The organism is Polaromonas sp. P4_F6, from assembly GCF_056401275.1.
On the sequence record NZ_JBFUJQ010000001.1, the window covers coordinates 971,481 to 986,548 of the forward strand.

Genomic DNA, 15,068 nt, shown 5'->3' on the forward strand with positions numbered 1-15,068 from the left:
TTTTCACAGAAGAAGGAACCCGATGAAGATACTCATGCTGCACGGCATCAACCACAACATGTTCGGCAAGCGCGACCCGGTCCAGTACGGCACCATCACGCTTGACGAGATCAATGCCACCCTCATGGCGCTGGGCCGGGAACTCGGCGCGGGCATTGAGCATTTCCAGACCAACAGCGAGAGCGCCATGTGCGAGCGCATCCACCAGGGCTTCACGGACGGCGTCGATGCCGTCCTGATCAACGCCGGCGCCTGGACCCACTACAGCTACGGGATTCGGGATGCGCTGGCCATCCTCACGGTGCCCGTTGTTGAAATCCATATGTCCAATATCCATGCCCGGGAGCAGTTCAGGCACCATTCGGTCTTCGCTGAAATCGTCAAGGGCCAGATTTGCGGATTTGGCGTCGACAGCTACACACTGGGCTTGCGCGCGGCGGTGTCGGCCGTACAGGCCGCCCGACGGACGGCTTGAACCCGATCGTTGCGAGGTCTACGATGCGCCGATCCATTGCCACCGTGTCGCTGTCGGGCATGCTGAGGGAGAAGCTGCAGGCCGCGGCGGCCGCGCGGTTTGACGGTGTCGAGATATTCGAGAACGATTTGCTGCAGTTCCCGGGTTCGCCGCGCGATGTGCGCCGCATTGCCGAGGACCTGGGCCTCTCGATCGACATGTTCCAGCCCTTCCGTGACTTCGACGGCGTGACCCCGGCGCAGTTGCTGCGTAACCTGGATCGCGCGGAGCGCAAATTCGACGTCATGCAGGAACTCGGGGCGCCGCTGATACTGGTGTGCACCAACGCCCAATCCGACGCGTCGGGGGATGTCGAAATCCTGGCCGAGCAGATGCATCAGCTCGCCGAGAGGGCGGGGCGGCGCGGGCTGCGGGTCGGGTATGAGGCGCTCGCCTGGGCGCCGCAGATCAACCGTTTCGGCCAGGCCTGGCAGGTCGTGCAGCGCGCCAACCACCCGCACCTGGGGATTGTCCTGGACAGCTTTCACACGCTGGCCCTGCGCGATGACCCGCTGCCGATCGCACAGATTCCGGGAGACAAGATCTTTTACGTGCAGCTGGCCGATGCGCCCTGGGTCAAGCTCGATGTTCTCAGCCACAGCCGCCACTACCGCTGTTTTCCAGGGCAGGGCGAGTTTGAGATGGCGAAGTTCACGGCCGCGGTGCTCGATGCCGGTTATACAGGCCCGCTGTCGCTCGAAATTTTCAACGACGAATTCCGCGCCGCGCCGGCGCGCGCCACGGCGGCCGACGCGATGCGCTCGCTGCTCTGGCTCGAGGAACAGATGAGGGACGTGGCCTCGCTGAAGACCGGGAAATCCCATGGCGAAAGCCGCAGGGTCTCGCTGTTTGACCCACCGCCGCCGCCGGTCCTGCGCGGCTGGTCTTTTGTCGAGTTTGCGGTTGACGCCGGCAGCGCGGCACGGCTCGCCCAGTTTTTGCAGGCCATAGGGTTTCGGCGTATCGGCAAACACCGCTCCAAGGCGGTCGACCTTTATGGCCAGGGCGAGGTGAGGGTGGTGCTCAACCTCGAGGAAGATTCTTTCGCGCGCGCCTATTTTGAGGCCCACGGGGTGTCGGCCTGCGCCACCGCGCTGGCGACCGACGATGCCCTGGCGGCGCTCAGCCGCGCCGAGGCGCTAGGCTGCACGCGTGTGGCCGGCCGGGTGGGCCAGAACGAGCTGACGATTCCGGCGGTGCGCGCGCCCGACGGCAGCCTGCTTTACTTCTTTGACGTGCACGCAGGCGGCGAACATGGCTTCGAAGCCGATTTCATCATCGACAACGCGCCGTTTGCCGGAACAGCCTTTGGCGACGGCGCACGCATTGACCACTTGGTCCAGGTCCTGCCGGCCGGCCAGGTCGAGCCCTGGACCCTGTTTTATCGCGCAGTTTTGGGTTTGAAACCCGCGTCAAGCACCGTCATGCACGACCCTTACGGCATCATCAGGAACCGTGTCATGGAGTCCTCGGGCCGGGAGGTCCGGTATGCGCTCAATGTCTCGGAGCGTGAGAACACATCCACCGCCAGGACGGTGTCGCAGTTCGGCGGCGCGGGTGTCCAGCAGATCGCAATCTCCGTGGGCGACCTCGTGGCCGCCATGCGCAGGCTCAAGGCGCAGGGCGCAAGCCTGCTTGCCGTTCCCGGAAATTACTACGATGACCTGGCGGCGAAATACGACCTTGACCCGGCGCTGCTCGCGTCCATGCGGGAGCTCGGCATCATGTACGACCGGGATGCCGACGGTGAATTTTTCCAGGCGTATACGACGCCATTTGACGGCCGATTTTTCTTCAGCATGATTGAGCGCTGCGGCAATTACCAGCAATACGGCATTGCCAACGCCCCCGTGCACCTGGGGGCACTGGCGCAATGGCGGGACGCCGCCGCCTGAAGACGCGTCTGCCTGCCACCCGACAATATTCCATCGTCTCCATCAGGACCATCAAGAAGGCCTTCATGATCAGCGGCAAAACCACCTTCATCGCCCACATCGGATTTCCCACGCATTCGTTCAAGGCGCCGATGATCTACAACCCTTACTTCGAGCAGGCAGGCATTGACGCGGTCGTCGTGCCCATGGGATGCCGCGCCGAAAACTACGCGGCTTTCCTGAAGTCAGTCTTCACGCTCGAAAACATCGGTGGCGCGCTGATCACCATGCCCCACAAAGTCAGCACGGTCGGCTTGCTCGACGAGGTTTCGCCCACGGCACTGATCGCCGGCTCGTGCAACGCGGTTCGCCGCGGTGCCGACGGCCGCCTTCAGGGCGATATGTTCGACGGGGAAGGATTCGTGCGTGGCATCCAGCGCAAGGGCCTGAACCTGCCCGGCAAGCGGGTGCTGGTCGTGGGAAGCGGCGGCGTCGGCTCGGCGATTGCGGCCTCACTGGCCGCAGCCGGCATTGAAGCGATCAGCCTTTTTGACGTCAACGCCGCGTCCGCTGAAGCACTGGCCGGCCGGCTCAAAAAGCATTACCCCAAACTGGGCGTGAGCACTGGGTCCAACGATCCCGCCGGCCACGACCTGGTCGTCAATGCCACGCCCATGGGCATGGAGGAGGGCGATCCCCTGCCGATGGATGTCTCGCGCATCGAGCCAGGCACTTTTGTCGGCGAAGTGGTCATGCGCAGCGAAACCACGGCCTTCCTGAAAGCGGCCATCGCGCGCGGATGCCAGGTTCAGGTGGGGACGGACATGTTGTTCGAGCAGATTCCGGCGTACCTGGAGTTTTTCGGCCTTCCCACTACAACCCCGGAGATTCTGCGTTCGGTCGCCACAATCAGGTATTGAACTGGCGAATTGGCGCCAGTTTCCTGTCGCGGGGGCCTGCTGCTTAGGCATGGGCGAAAAAAAAGCCTCCGTCAGGAGGCTTTTTTGATGCGGAACCCGGCTGTCACCAGAGATGACACCAGCAATCACCTGCAAGTGACCACTATCGCTGTTTCCCGCTGAATTGGTGCCGGAGAGATGAATCGAACACCCGACCTTCTCATTACGAAGGCTGGCCCGCGATTGAACTGTCCGCAGTTTTCCAGGGAAATCAATAGGGTTACAGGACCCAAATGAGACGCCCCGCATCAATTGCGGCGTTCACGTCTGCCGGGATTGTCCTCAGCGAGGGTAAACACTTCCTCTAATTGGAGGGTTGGTCCATCCGGGATTTTCGTAACAATGTTGCAATGGATGAAAAACTCTTCGGCCTAATTGTCGGTCTTGTTGCCGGCGCGATTGGCTATTGGTTCACCACGTTCTGGATGAAACCGATTCTTCAGTACAGAGAGCTGCGTTCAAAAATCATCGCCGATCTGATTTACTACGCACAAGTTACTACGGCTGAGGGCATGAACGAGAGCATGCAGAAACTTTATGAGGAACGCGTATTGGCCAATAGGCGTAGCGCTGCCGAAATGGCCGCGTGTCTTTTGGAGCTCCCATTCTGGTACAAGTGGTGGCTCACGCGGTGGGGACACACACCCTACAAAGTGGTCAGTGACTTAATCGGATTCTCTAATACAACGGACTACGATAAAGCTGATCTCCGAACAAGAAGCATAAGAAGATCTCTCGGCCTTAAGCCTGAAGAGGACTAAAGACGGTCTAACAACAAAGGAGGGGGCATGACGCGCGAAAATTTACTTCAATCAATAGCAGCCACTATTAGTACCTACCGCGCTGGAGAGTTACCAGCCGCTACGCCAGATCACGTCGACAGATGGGCGTCACAATTCACGCCGGCGAATCAGCTTGCTTTTCTTCGCGAATTCGATCATGTCATCAAACAGACGTTTGTGACAAAGGCGCGGGTCATGTCCTTCGTTGAGGCGTTGGCAACCAACGCGAAGCTCACAGGAGGCAATCCTCCAGCTTACTGGTCCGGATCAACTGTGCTGAAGCTTCAGAAAGTTGGCTTTAGTCAGAGGTCGATGGTCGACCTTTTAGATGAAGTATTGCTAAGGAATTTTGGATTTAAAACAAATCATGCGCTGTTGAATTCCGTCGAAATCTGACCCACTTAGCGCAGTAATTTCCATCCAAAACTGACCCACGTAGGCACTACTCTGCTTGTTTTAAAAGCAGAGGGAAATTAGGAGTGATAGACGTGGCGACATTGAATGTCATCAGGCGTTGGGCATTGCGGGATCAGATGTCCATCCGCGAGATCTCCAGGCGTACAGGCCTGGCTCGCAACACAATAAAGAAGCACCTGCGGTCGGAAGAGAGTGAGCCCAAGTACCCAAGGCGGGCCAGCTCAAGCAAGCTCGATCCCTACGCCGAGAAGCTGGCCACCTGGCTAGTTATCGAGGCAACAAAATCGCGGAAACAGCGGCGCACTTTGAGGCAGATCCACACAACTCAACCCAAAAAGGAGAAGATTAAGAACTTATCCACATCGTGAGCACGTTCTGCTCACAAAGAGTGTGGGTCAAGATTCGATGGAAAACTCGGGTCAGACTTCAGTGCAATTCAACAGGGGGATCAACAATCAAGACATTGATTTTTTTCGCCACCACTCATCTGTTCGGTAAATAGCAGGTAGGTCACCGTCTGGGTCTAAGCCGAGGGAATCAAGCTCATCAAACCATGCATTTCTCAACGAGCTTGGTAGGGCACTCCCGCACCAGGGGCAGTAGTTAATCAGTTGAAGGCTCGTTCCATCGTCGGCGTATCTGATCCCGAACTCTCTAAATTTCGGGTCAAAGTGAAGATGCAAGTCTCCACCTTCAATGTGATTTTTTAGCTCCGTGCAGCAATCTATCCGCATGGAAATCAGTGCCCGCTTTTGTTCCGTCAAAATTAGTTCGGACGGTGACCGAACAACACGCTTGAGATGTCTTGTCGCAGAGTAGACGGAAAAGCTACAACTAATTGGTGACTATTAGACTCCGTCGAAGCATCATCAACGCTTGCAGTCCAATCTTCAATCGCCGACTGAAGAGTTTCTAAGTAAATGCGGCAATCTGATGCATTTTCGGACAACGGTAAATCCTGGTGCAGGATCACGATCTTCTTTTCCTGTATCCACCCAAAGTCACGCAAACAATCAAAAAACGCATCCCAGTTCGACCCAAAATACTCAGGGAATTGCCCTGCGCTTTCGAATGCAGCAAACAAGCTCGCTTTGAATTGGATTCCTTCTGGAACCTTCAGTACAAAGGTACCGGTGGGGATGCTGTAGGTCAATGGATCTATGAACTCAAAAGCAATGTTCATGATCATTAGGGAATAGGAATGAACGTGAGGTAGGGTTCGGTGCAATTCAACAAGCTACGAACTGACTTTCACTAGCTTGCCATCTCGAAACTCAAATCGCACATCCTCAAACATGATGTCACCGGTTTCAGGCTCTGGCTTGAGAACAATTGAGCCTTGAGGCTGAGAAGCGACGTATGCGTTTAATCGCTTCATCACTTGCTCCTTTGGTTGTCCATTCCAATCGTGGCCTATCAAGCCGATGAGAAGTTTGATGTGCCTGGAAGATGTTTCCTGTCCGGCGTCTGTGTAGGTGCGAGTAATACCCTGGTCGAATACTCGGTAGACCAAGCCGATGCAACAGAGCGCCAGAATTACAGTTGCTATCTTCCACTTGTTCGGAGCATTCATTTGCCAGCACCGATTGCGTTATTGGAAAAAGTTCGGCATTGATTTGGATTCCAAGGCTTCCAGCTGTAGGGTGGGCGATTCCTGGAAAAATCTTCGGCGTATTTATTAACCTTCTTCTCGTCTGCGTTCCTATCGCAACTCATCTCGGCAGCGGTATTGTGCCCAGCCCTTTCAGACAATGCCTTTTTTAAGGCCTCCATGGACGCGGCGGTGGGCTCTCCAGTCGCTGGGTCCATCTTTAAATTGGGAACCGGAACACGTCGGACATTGCCTTCCTGCTCAGATCGCTTGTCGCCAATCACCAATGGGCTCGATGAAGGATACCGGCCATACTCATAGTAACGAGTCGATCCTTGTGCGTCATACGTTGCAACTCCACCATGTCCACCGAGGCTCGTTGACGTGAACCCTAAACCTGTATCAATTGGGTAATCTGGAAATAGAACTGTGCATGCAGCCAAGCCCATCGGGTCCGCCATTGATAAAGGACTACCTTCGACGTAGGCGTATTGATTTATGCCGCCCTCCATACCGATAGGGTCGGCCTGCATGTAGCGCGCCAGAGCGTTGCCGCCCAGGCCCAGAAGCCCTATCACCACCACACTGGCTTTGATGAATTTGTAAACACTCATACGAACTTCCTCCCTTAGTTGCGTTTTACTTTTCTCACTGTTTGTAGATACCTTGCATCTGCTTCTGTGTTGGGCTCTCTCCATCCAAGCTCTTCGGCTTTTTGAAACCAGGCATGATTATTCCGGCTCAGGTCTTCGAATCGTGATCTGTCTGCCGCTGGAATGTCTTTGGGGGCAGGGTATTTTTGAAGAAAGTCCCTCTTCAAAATCAGGTAATAAGCATAACCTTTGTTCAGCATTGCATCGGCATTCTTGGGGTAGTACTCCAATGCCAAGTCAGATAAGGCGATGATCCGTTCAGGATTGCCTCGGAATTTGTAATGCTCCATGAGCGGGTCCATCAAGACTGTCACGACAGCCTCTTTCTTGCTGAAGGGGCGCATGTAGATGCCGCTCTTCAGTGCTTGCGGAGTCATCGGCGTATCTCGCTGATAGCTCTCGTCTGCCTTTTGATTGCCGCCAGATGTGGCTTCCAGGTTGTAAGAGCGACCTGCCTCATCCCGGTATTTCACAAAGAAATGACCGGGCGCTTCGGCGAAGGTCGCGTCCAGTCCCAACTTTTGTGCCAACAGGACAAACAACGTTGGCATCGAAACGCAGTTGCCCCTTCTCGTGGTGAGGTAGGTTGACAGCAGCTTGCTATTAACCCGTTGTCCGAATGGATCGTCCAGGTCGTATTGGAAGGGTTGCCTGTTGTTCCAGCTACCCGCGTCGTACAGGTATGACCGAAGCATGGAAGCTGTTTTTAAGCTGGGAGCATTGGCGCCGGCTGACGCCTTGACGGAAGCAGCCATTGCATCGAGCTTTTGAAGATTGGCTTCGACATCTACGCTGGGGTCAACCATGTGGTCGATGGTTAGCTTGACCTTCGCCAAGTCAATTTCTGCGTCTGGCTTCTGCAGAATGGCGCGTAGCGTCTGGACCTCGGGGTCAACGCGTTGGGCATGGACTGGGCTGTGAATCACCGTCACCAGCAACAGGACGGCCCACATACCCATAGCAAGTGGCAAGCGGGCGTGTCGCATGTGCTGTTCAGATGGGCAAAAGGAGGGTCACGGTGACGATGCTATCGGGGTGTGTTTGGTCGTAGCGCAACCCACAAGGGTACTACTGAAGCCAACGAGCACGATCGTGCAAATTACCCAGAAAGCAAAAAGCCCTCAATTGAGGGCTTGTGCTTGAATGGAAAACCAACTGTCATCAGATTTGACATCAGCTGTTTCCTGTAAGTAACCACTCTCGCGTTTTAGCGCGTGAAATGGTGCCGGAGAGATGAATCGAACACCCGACCTTCTCATTACGAATGAGCTGCTCTACCGACTGAGCTACACCGGCTTATTTTGGAATACAGCCCGAGATTATAGCCCGGAGTGGTAGGAGGTCACCCGTTCGACCTCATTTTTGGAGCCCAGCATGACGCTGACCCGCTCGTGCAGCTTGGTTGGCTGCAAATCCAGGATGCGCTGTTTGCCGTTGGTGGAGGCGCCGCCGGCCTGCTCGACCAGCCAGCTCATGGGGTTGGCTTCGTACATCAGGCGCAGTTTGCCGGCCTTTTCGGGCTCGCGTTTGTCCCAGGGGTACATGAACACGCCGCCGCGGGTCAGGATGCGGTGCACGTCGGCCACCATGGAGGCGATCCAGCGCATGTTGAAGTCCTTGCCGCGCGGGCCGTCCTTGCCTTGGAGGCATTCGTCGATGTAGCGTTTCACCGGCGCGTCCCAGTGCCGCATATTGCTCATGTTGATGGCGAACTCTTTCGTGTCCTCGGGAATCCTGACGTTTTCCTCGGTCAGCACAAAAGAGCCCTGCTCGCGGTCCAGGGTGAACATGGCCACGCCGTCGCCCACCGTCAGCACCAGGGTGGTCTGCGGGCCGTAAATGCAATAACCGGCCGCGACCTGCTTGTTGCCGGCCTGCAGAAAGTCTTTTTCTTCGACGCCGGCATGGCCTTCGGGCTTTTTGAGCACGCTGAAGATGGTGCCTATGCTGACGTTGACGTCGATGTTGCTGGAGCCGTCCAGGGGATCGAACAGCAGCAGGTATTCACCCTGGGGGTAGCGGTTGGGCACCACATAAATGCTGTCCATTTCTTCCGAAGCCATGGCCGCCAGGTGGCCGCCCCATTCATTGGCCTCGATCAGCACCTCGTTGGCGATGATGTCGAGCTTTTTCTGGACTTCGCCTTGCACGTTCTCGCTGGAGGCCGTGCCCAGCACGCCGCCCAGCGCGCCTTTGTTGACGGCCTGGCTGATGCTTTTGCAGGCGCGCGCCACGACTTCGAGCAGCAGCCGCAGCTGCGACGGGATGTGGCCGTCCATGCGCTGCTGCTCCACCAGGTAGCGGGTCAGGGAGATTTTCTGGGACATGGGGGGGCTCCGTTCGATGAAAGGTTGGATCGGTTGGGCGGCGATGTGGTTGCCGGGTATGGCCGGGCGAGGTGATCAGCGGAGCTTGCCTGGCTGTTTGCGCTCTTCAAATTCGGCCAGCGTGGCCTGGGCGCTCTCCAACAGGTACTCGTCGTCCTTGGCGCGCGCAATGTCCACGCGTTGCTGGAAGAAGGCGCGTGCTTCGGCAGTCCGACGTGTTTCGTGCGCGAGCACCCCGAGCTGGAACAAGGCGTCGAGCACGATGTCGGTGTCCTCCAGGGCCTTGCCCAACGCCAGGCGCTGTTGCAGCCAGGTTTTTGCCTCGGCATGTTTGCCCAGCTCGTAGGCATTTTGCGCCAGGTTGTTGATGACACCCGAGAGGCGCTTGTCCGTGCCGAAGCCGAAGGCGGCTTGCGCATCGGTGAGCAGTTGCCGGTTGTGCGCCAGCGCTTCGGCGAAGCGGCCGGCCTCGTGCAGGGCGTAGCCTATCTCTTCGCGAATACCCAGCTTCTGCTCGGTGCCCAGCGTGGCGCCTTCGTGCGCGGCCCAGTGGGCCGATTGCTGAAGGTGTTCGATAGCGGTGTCGTAGTCCTCAGCCTCCAGAGCCGACTCGCCGAGGGCGTAGTGTTGTTCGTAGCGTTCGGTGGGCGTGAGGCCGCCCTTGGCGGCGCGCATGGCCAGGGCACGCAGGCCCAGGGGCAGCCCTTCGCTGTCCTGCTGGCGTTTGTGGAACACCACGAACTGCAGCCACAGCAGGTCAGCCATTTCGTCGGAATCGGCTCCCACGGCCTCGGCCAGGGGCTGCAGCGCGGCCAGGTCGGCCGACATGCGTGAACCGCTGAACATGCTGCTGGCGTCGTACACGGTGCTGCGCAACCGGTTGAACTTCTTCGCAAACCGCTTTGCGGGGGTACCAAATGAGAAAAATGCCATGGTGGTGTCGTCCTCGTTCAGTCGGCCAGTGCGCGGGAAACCACCTCGTGCGTGTCTTTGCTCAAATCGGTCTTGGCCGCGACGCGCGCAATCGCCTCGCGCGCCGCGCTGCGGTAGGGCTCGGCCAGCTTGCTCCAGCGGTCCAGGGCGCGCGCCAGGCGGGCGGCGACCTGCGGGTTGATGGCGTCGAGTTCCATCACGCGCTCGCTCCAGAACACATAACCGGCGGCATCGGCGCGGTGGAAGCCGGCCGGGTTGCCCTGGCAGTAGGTGCTGACCACGCTGCGCGCGCGGTTGGGGTTGCGCAGGCTGAAGTCGGCATGCTTCATGAGCTGCTTGACGGCCGGCAGGATGTTGCCGCCGCGGTCCGGCGCGCCGGCCTGCAGGCCGAACCATTTGTCGATGACCAGGGCTTCGTCCTTGAACATGGCGTGGAACAGCGGCAGTGCCTCGCCGGCCAGGGCATGGCCGCTGGAGACCAGCGCGGCCAGCGCGTTGAAGCGGTCGGTCATGTTGCCGGCGTCCTTGAAGCGCTGCAGGGTCTTGCGCGGCCAGCCGGCATCGCCGGTGCTTTGTGCCGCCAGGCACAGATAGGTCAAGGCCATGCCCGCGAGCGCGCGGCGGCCGCTGGAGACAGGGTCAGGCGTGTAGGCGCCGGTGTCGTGGTTGGCTTCGTAGACGGCCTCCCAGTCGGCCGCCAGGGCCGTGGCCAGCTGCAGGCGCATGGCCTCGCGCACCGCGTGGATGCGCTGCGGGTCCACCACCTCGAGCTGCTCGGCCAGGTAGGTTTCGGACGGCAATGTGAGCACCAGCTCCTTGAAGGCTGCATCCAGGCCGGGGTGGCGCAGCACCTGGCGCATGGCGTCCAGGTAGGCCTCGTCGAGCACGGCGGCGGGTGTCACCTCAGCCGTGATGGCCGCGATGGCGCGGTTGACGGCCAGGCGCTGGCCGGCTTCCCAGCGGTTGAAGGGGTCGCTGTCGTGCGCCAGCAGGTGCAGCAGCTGGGCGTCGCTGTAGTCGAACTCCAGCACCACCGGGGCGCTGAAGCCGCGCAGGATGGACGGCACGGGCTCGGCGGCTATGCCGTTGAACGTGAAGGTCTCTTCGGCCTGCGTGAGCACCACGGTGCGCGTGCGGGCGGGGGCCTGGCTTTCACCAGCCAGTTGCAGCGGCAAATCCTGGCCGTCCGCGCCCAGCAGGCCCAGGCCGACCGGGATCACAAACGGCTGTTTGACGGGCTGGCCCACCGTGGGCGCGCAGCTTTGCGACAGCGTGAGGGTGTAAGTGCGGGCGTCGGCGTCGTAGCGGCCTTGGGCGTGCACGCGCGGCGTGCCGGCCTGGCTGTACCAGCGCTTGAACTGGGGCAGCAGGCGCGCCAGGTCCGACATGGGGTTGGCGTCGGCAATCGCCTGCGCGAAGTCGTCGCAGGTGACGGCCTGGCCGTCGTGGCGCTCGAAATACAGCGTCATGCCGCGGGCAAAACCCTCGCGCCCCACCAGGGTCTGCATCATGCGCACGACCTCGGCGCCTTTTTCGTAAATGGTGACGGTGTAGAAGTTGCTGATCTCGACATAGCTGTCGGGCCGCACCGGGTGGGCCATGGGGCCGGCGTCCTCGGGGAACTGGGCGGTGCGCAGCACGCGCACGTCCTCGATGCGCTTGACGGCGCGGGCTGAAGGGGCGCCGGCCAGGTCCTGGCTGAACTCCTGGTCGCGGAACACCGTGAGGCCTTCCTTCAAGCTCAGCTGGAACCAGTCGCGGCAGGTGACGCGGTTGCCCGTCCAGTTGTGGAAGTACTCGTGGCCGACCACACTCTCGATGTTGGAAAAGTCCACATCGGTGGCGGTGGCCTGGTTGGCCAGCACGTACTTGGTGTTGAAAATGTTCAGGCCCTTGTTTTCCATGGCGCCCATGTTGAAGTCGCTGGTGGCGACGATCATGAAGCGCTCCAGGTCCAGCGGCAGGCCAAAGCGGGCCTCGTCCCAGGCCACCGAATGCATCAGCGAGGCCATGGCGTGCTCGGTCTTGTCGAGGTCGCCGGGGCGCACATAGACCTGCAGCGTGTGCTGCTTGCCGGCGCGCGAGGTGATGCGCTGCTCACGGCTGACCAGCTGGCCCGCCACCAGGGCGAACAGGTAGCTGGGCTTTTTGTGCGGGTCCACCCATTTGGCGAAATGCCGCGCGCCGTTGGGGCCGGGCTCCAGCGGGCCCTGGTCCACCAGGTTGCCGTTGGACAGCAGCACCGGGTACTGTGCCTTGTCGGCGCGCAGGGTCACGGTGTAGCTGGCCATCACGTCGGGGCGGTCCAGGAAGTAGGTGATGCGGCGGAAGCCCTCGGCCTCGCACTGCGTGAAGAAGGAGTCGTTGCTGACGTACAGGCCCATCAGCTTGGTGTTCTTGGCCGGGCAGGTGGTGGTGAAGATTTCGAGCTCGAAGGGCTCGTGGCCTTCAGGCAGGTTTTCCAGCACGAGGCGGCTGCCTTCCATCTTGAAGGAGGTGCCCTGGCCGTTGACCAGCACGCGCGCCAGGTTGAGCTCCTCGCCGTCGAGCTTGAGCGGCTGGGGCGGCACGTCGGGGTTGCGGCGCATGCGCATCTTGTTGAGCACGCGGGTCTTCGCCGGGTCCAGGTCGAAGCACAGGTCGACGGTGTCTATCCAGTAGGCGGGGGCGATGTAGTCGGCGCGGTTGATGACCACCGTGGGCCCTTGTCCAGATCCACGGTCATCGGGCATTTGCAACATGGCTACTTCCTCAAAACAATCTTAAAAACTCAAACAATCACTCAGCGAAAGCCCGGGCGGCCGCGCCGGCCGCCGCGGGCATCAAACGCCCTGCTTCAGCGAGGCTTCGATAAAAACGTCCAGGTCCCCGTCCAGCACCTTCTGCGTGGCCGAGACCTCGACATTGGTGCGCAGGTCCTTGATGCGGCTGTTGTCCAGCACATAGCTGCGGATCTGGTGGCCCCAGCCCACGTCGGTCTTGGTGTCTTCCAGCTTTTGCTGGGCTTCCTGCTGCTTGCGCAGCTCGAAGTCGTACAGCCGCGAACGCAGGCGCTTCCAGGCCACGTCGCGGTTGCTGTGCTGGCTGCGGCCGTCCTGGCACTGCACCACGATGCCGGTCGGGATGTGCGTCAGGCGCACGGCCGAGTCGGTCTTGTTGATGTGCTGGCCGCCGGCGCCGCTGGCGCGGAAGGTATCGGTGCGCACGTCGGCCGGGTTGATCTCGATCTCGATGGAGTCGTCGATTTCAGGATAGACAAAGACCGAGGCAAACGAGGTGTGGCGCCCGCCCGAGGAGTCAAACGGCGACTTGCGCACCAGGCGGTGCACGCCGGTTTCGGTGCGCAGCAGGCCGAAGGCGTATTCGCCCTCGATCTTGATGGTCGCGCCCTTGATGCCGGCGGTGTCGCCGGGCGATTCGTCCTCGACCGTGGTCTTGAAGCCCTTGCGCTCGGCGTACTTGAGGTACTGGCGCAGCAGCATGCTGGCCCAGTCGCAGGCTTCGGTGCCGCCGGCGCCGGCCTGGATGTCCAGGAAGCAGGGCAGGGGGTCGGCCGGGTTGTTGAACATCCGGCGGAATTCCATTTTTTCGACCTCGGCGGCGATCTTGGCGGCTTCGCCTTCAATCGTCGCCATGCCGGCGTCGTCGCCTTCGCCCTTGGACATCTCGAAGAGTTCGCTGTTGTCGGAGAGCTCGGAGCTCAGGCGGTCGATCACATGGACCACGTCTTCCAGCGATTTTTTTTCCTTGCCGAGTTCCTGCGCGCGCTTGGGGTTGTCCCAGACCTTGGGGTCTTCAAGCGCGGCGTTGACTTCGTTCAGCTTGCGTTCTTTGGCAGGGTAGTCAAAGATACCCCCGAAGCTCGTTGACCCGGTTGCTGAGGTCGACGAGCTGGTTGCTGATGAGGTTGATGCGTTCTGCTTCCATGGTTCTTCTGTCCTGAATAAGGTGGTAGCCGCAAGAGGGCGGCTGAACCCGTCATTTTCTCATGACACGGGGGTTATTACTCCAGAAAGCCCTCAATCAGTGTTGCCAGCTGTTCCGGCTGGTCGTGGTGCAGCATGTGGCCGGCGTCCTGGATCACGGCGACCCGGGCCTGGGCCACCTGTTTCAGGCGCTCGTGGTACTCGGCCAGGCTGTATTTGCCCTGCCACCAGGTGGCCAGCGAGTCGTCGGAGGCCTCGACGGCCAGCGTGGGCGCGCTGATGCAGCGGTAAATCGCCAGCGCTTCGTCGACGCGGTAAAGCTGGGCGCTGGTGATCTTGTGCGCGGCTTCGCCCAGGATGTTCCATTTCCCCGCCGCATCGGGCCGTGCCCAGTGGCTGGCCAGCCAGCCTGCCTTGTCGGCCGACAGCCGCGGGTTGGTTTTCATGAGGCGGCGCGCCACGCCGTCCACGCTGTCATAGGCCTTGAGCGCGAGTTCGCCGCGCCGCAGGCTTTTGAGCTCGTCCATCCATTTGGCATAACGGCCCGGCGCCTGCTCGGGCTTGCTGGGCGGCAGGCCGAAACCTTCGAGGTTGACCAGCCGGCGTATGCGCGCGGGCCGCACGCCGGCATACAGCATGGCGACATTGCCGCCCATGCTGTGGCCGACCAGGTCCACGGCTTGTTCGCCCACATAGTGGTCCAGCAAAAAATCCAGGTCGGCCAGGTAGTCGGCAAACCAGTAGTTGTCGGCGGGGCTGCCGTCCGGGCCCGAGCCCGTGAGCCCAAAGCCGCGCCAGTCGGGGGCGATGATGGTGCGGCCTTGCGCAAAGGCGTCGGACAGGGCGTCCACCATGAACTGGTAGGAAGCGGCTACGTCCATCCAGCCATGGACCAGGACAAGTGGTGCCCCCACGCTCCCCACTGCGTGTGGTTCGCTGCCCCCCGAGGGGGCTGGCCTTGCTTGGGGCGGCCCGGCGCTGGCGGCCGCGGCGTCGGTCTGGGGTGCCTGCCAGATGCGCACGTGGTAGCTGAGGCCGCGTATAGGGACAAACTCGCTGCGGGAGGAGCGTTTTTCTTTGTACATTGGACCC

15 protein-coding genes, 1 tRNA gene and 1 pseudogene are annotated in these 15,068 nt (G+C 60.2%); 6 read left to right on the forward strand and 11 right to left on the reverse strand.

Annotated features, from left to right (window positions below; genetic code table 11):
* The first annotated feature begins 22 nt into the window (after positions 1 to 22).
* From aroQ to AC1DUN_RS04650, 6 genes and pseudogenes are all read left to right on the forward strand, one after another.
* Complete coding sequence (aroQ, locus tag AC1DUN_RS04625; protein ID WP_413329298.1) at positions 23 to 475, forward strand: type II 3-dehydroquinate dehydratase; 453 nt, start codon at positions 23 to 25, stop codon at positions 473 to 475.
* Between the two features lie 23 nt (positions 476 to 498).
* Complete coding sequence (locus AC1DUN_RS04630; RefSeq protein WP_477712918.1) at positions 499 to 2,409, forward strand: bifunctional sugar phosphate isomerase/epimerase/4-hydroxyphenylpyruvate dioxygenase family protein; 1,911 nt, start codon at positions 499 to 501, stop codon at positions 2,407 to 2,409.
* A gap of 65 nt (positions 2,410 to 2,474) precedes the next feature.
* Positions 2,475 to 3,308, forward strand: a complete 834-nt coding sequence (locus AC1DUN_RS04635; protein ID WP_477712919.1) for a shikimate dehydrogenase family protein — start codon at positions 2,475 to 2,477, stop codon at positions 3,306 to 3,308.
* Between the two features lie 389 nt (positions 3,309 to 3,697).
* Positions 3,698 to 4,108: a hypothetical protein gene (locus AC1DUN_RS04640; protein WP_477712920.1), complete on the forward strand. Its 411-nt coding sequence runs from the start codon at positions 3,698 to 3,700 to the stop codon at positions 4,106 to 4,108.
* Between the two features lie 27 nt (positions 4,109 to 4,135).
* On the forward strand, positions 4,136 to 4,525 hold the full coding sequence (locus tag AC1DUN_RS04645) for a phosphoribosyltransferase-like protein (RefSeq protein ID WP_477712921.1): 390 nt from the start codon (positions 4,136 to 4,138) through the stop codon (positions 4,523 to 4,525).
* 83 nt (positions 4,526 to 4,608) lie between these two features.
* A pseudogene (locus AC1DUN_RS04650) lies at positions 4,609 to 4,866 on the forward strand (IS21 family transposase); the annotation flags it as partial.
* 135 nt (positions 4,867 to 5,001) lie between these two features.
* Here the strand turns inward: AC1DUN_RS04650 and AC1DUN_RS04655 are convergent.
* The 11 genes from AC1DUN_RS04655 to AC1DUN_RS04705 form a co-directional block, all read right to left on the reverse strand.
* A complete protein-coding gene (locus tag AC1DUN_RS04655; RefSeq protein WP_477713132.1) occupies positions 5,002 to 5,280 on the reverse strand; it encodes a DUF6980 family protein in 279 nt (92 codons plus the stop codon).
* Between the two features lie 32 nt (positions 5,281 to 5,312).
* The gene (locus tag AC1DUN_RS04660) at positions 5,313 to 5,729 is read right to left on the reverse strand and encodes a barstar family protein (RefSeq protein ID WP_477712922.1); all 417 of its coding nucleotides are present in this window, start codon (positions 5,727 to 5,729) and stop codon (positions 5,313 to 5,315) included.
* Positions 5,730 to 5,783: 54 nt separating this feature from the next.
* A complete protein-coding gene (locus tag AC1DUN_RS04665; protein WP_477712923.1) occupies positions 5,784 to 6,119 on the reverse strand; it encodes an Imm58 family immunity protein in 336 nt (111 codons plus the stop codon).
* Positions 6,116 to 6,751 (reverse strand): RHS repeat-associated core domain-containing protein, encoded by a 636-nt coding sequence (locus tag AC1DUN_RS04670; protein ID WP_477712924.1) that lies wholly within the window; start codon positions 6,749 to 6,751, stop codon positions 6,116 to 6,118. The genes AC1DUN_RS04665 and AC1DUN_RS04670 overlap by 4 nt, the downstream gene beginning before the upstream one ends.
* A 14-nt stretch (positions 6,752 to 6,765) precedes the next feature.
* Complete coding sequence (locus AC1DUN_RS04675; RefSeq protein ID WP_477712925.1) at positions 6,766 to 7,776, reverse strand: transglutaminase family protein; 1,011 nt, start codon at positions 7,774 to 7,776, stop codon at positions 6,766 to 6,768.
* Positions 7,777 to 8,010: 234 nt separating this feature from the next.
* Positions 8,011 to 8,086 (reverse strand) — tRNA-Thr (locus AC1DUN_RS04680).
* Between the two features lie 23 nt (positions 8,087 to 8,109).
* Positions 8,110 to 9,117, reverse strand: a complete 1,008-nt coding sequence (locus AC1DUN_RS04685; RefSeq protein ID WP_477712926.1) for a class 1 fructose-bisphosphatase — start codon at positions 9,115 to 9,117, stop codon at positions 8,110 to 8,112.
* A gap of 75 nt (positions 9,118 to 9,192) precedes the next feature.
* A complete protein-coding gene (locus tag AC1DUN_RS04690) occupies positions 9,193 to 10,050 on the reverse strand; it encodes a tetratricopeptide repeat protein (RefSeq protein ID WP_477712927.1) in 858 nt (285 codons plus the stop codon).
* Between the two features lie 17 nt (positions 10,051 to 10,067).
* The gene (gene pepN / locus AC1DUN_RS04695; protein WP_477712928.1) at positions 10,068 to 12,791 is read right to left on the reverse strand and encodes an aminopeptidase N; all 2,724 of its coding nucleotides are present in this window, start codon (positions 12,789 to 12,791) and stop codon (positions 10,068 to 10,070) included.
* An 81-nt stretch (positions 12,792 to 12,872) separates the two neighbouring features.
* A protein-coding gene (gene prfB, locus AC1DUN_RS04700) for a peptide chain release factor 2 (RefSeq protein WP_139200916.1) occupies positions 12,873 to 13,977 on the reverse strand; the annotation gives its coding sequence in 2 pieces (ribosomal slippage) (positions 12,873 to 13,895 and positions 13,897 to 13,977; 1,104 coding nt in all).
* A gap of 76 nt (positions 13,978 to 14,053) precedes the next feature.
* Positions 14,054 to 15,061: an alpha/beta fold hydrolase gene (locus tag AC1DUN_RS04705; RefSeq protein WP_477712929.1), complete on the reverse strand. Its 1,008-nt coding sequence runs from the start codon at positions 15,059 to 15,061 to the stop codon at positions 14,054 to 14,056.
* Between the last annotated feature and the right edge of the window lie 7 nt (positions 15,062 to 15,068).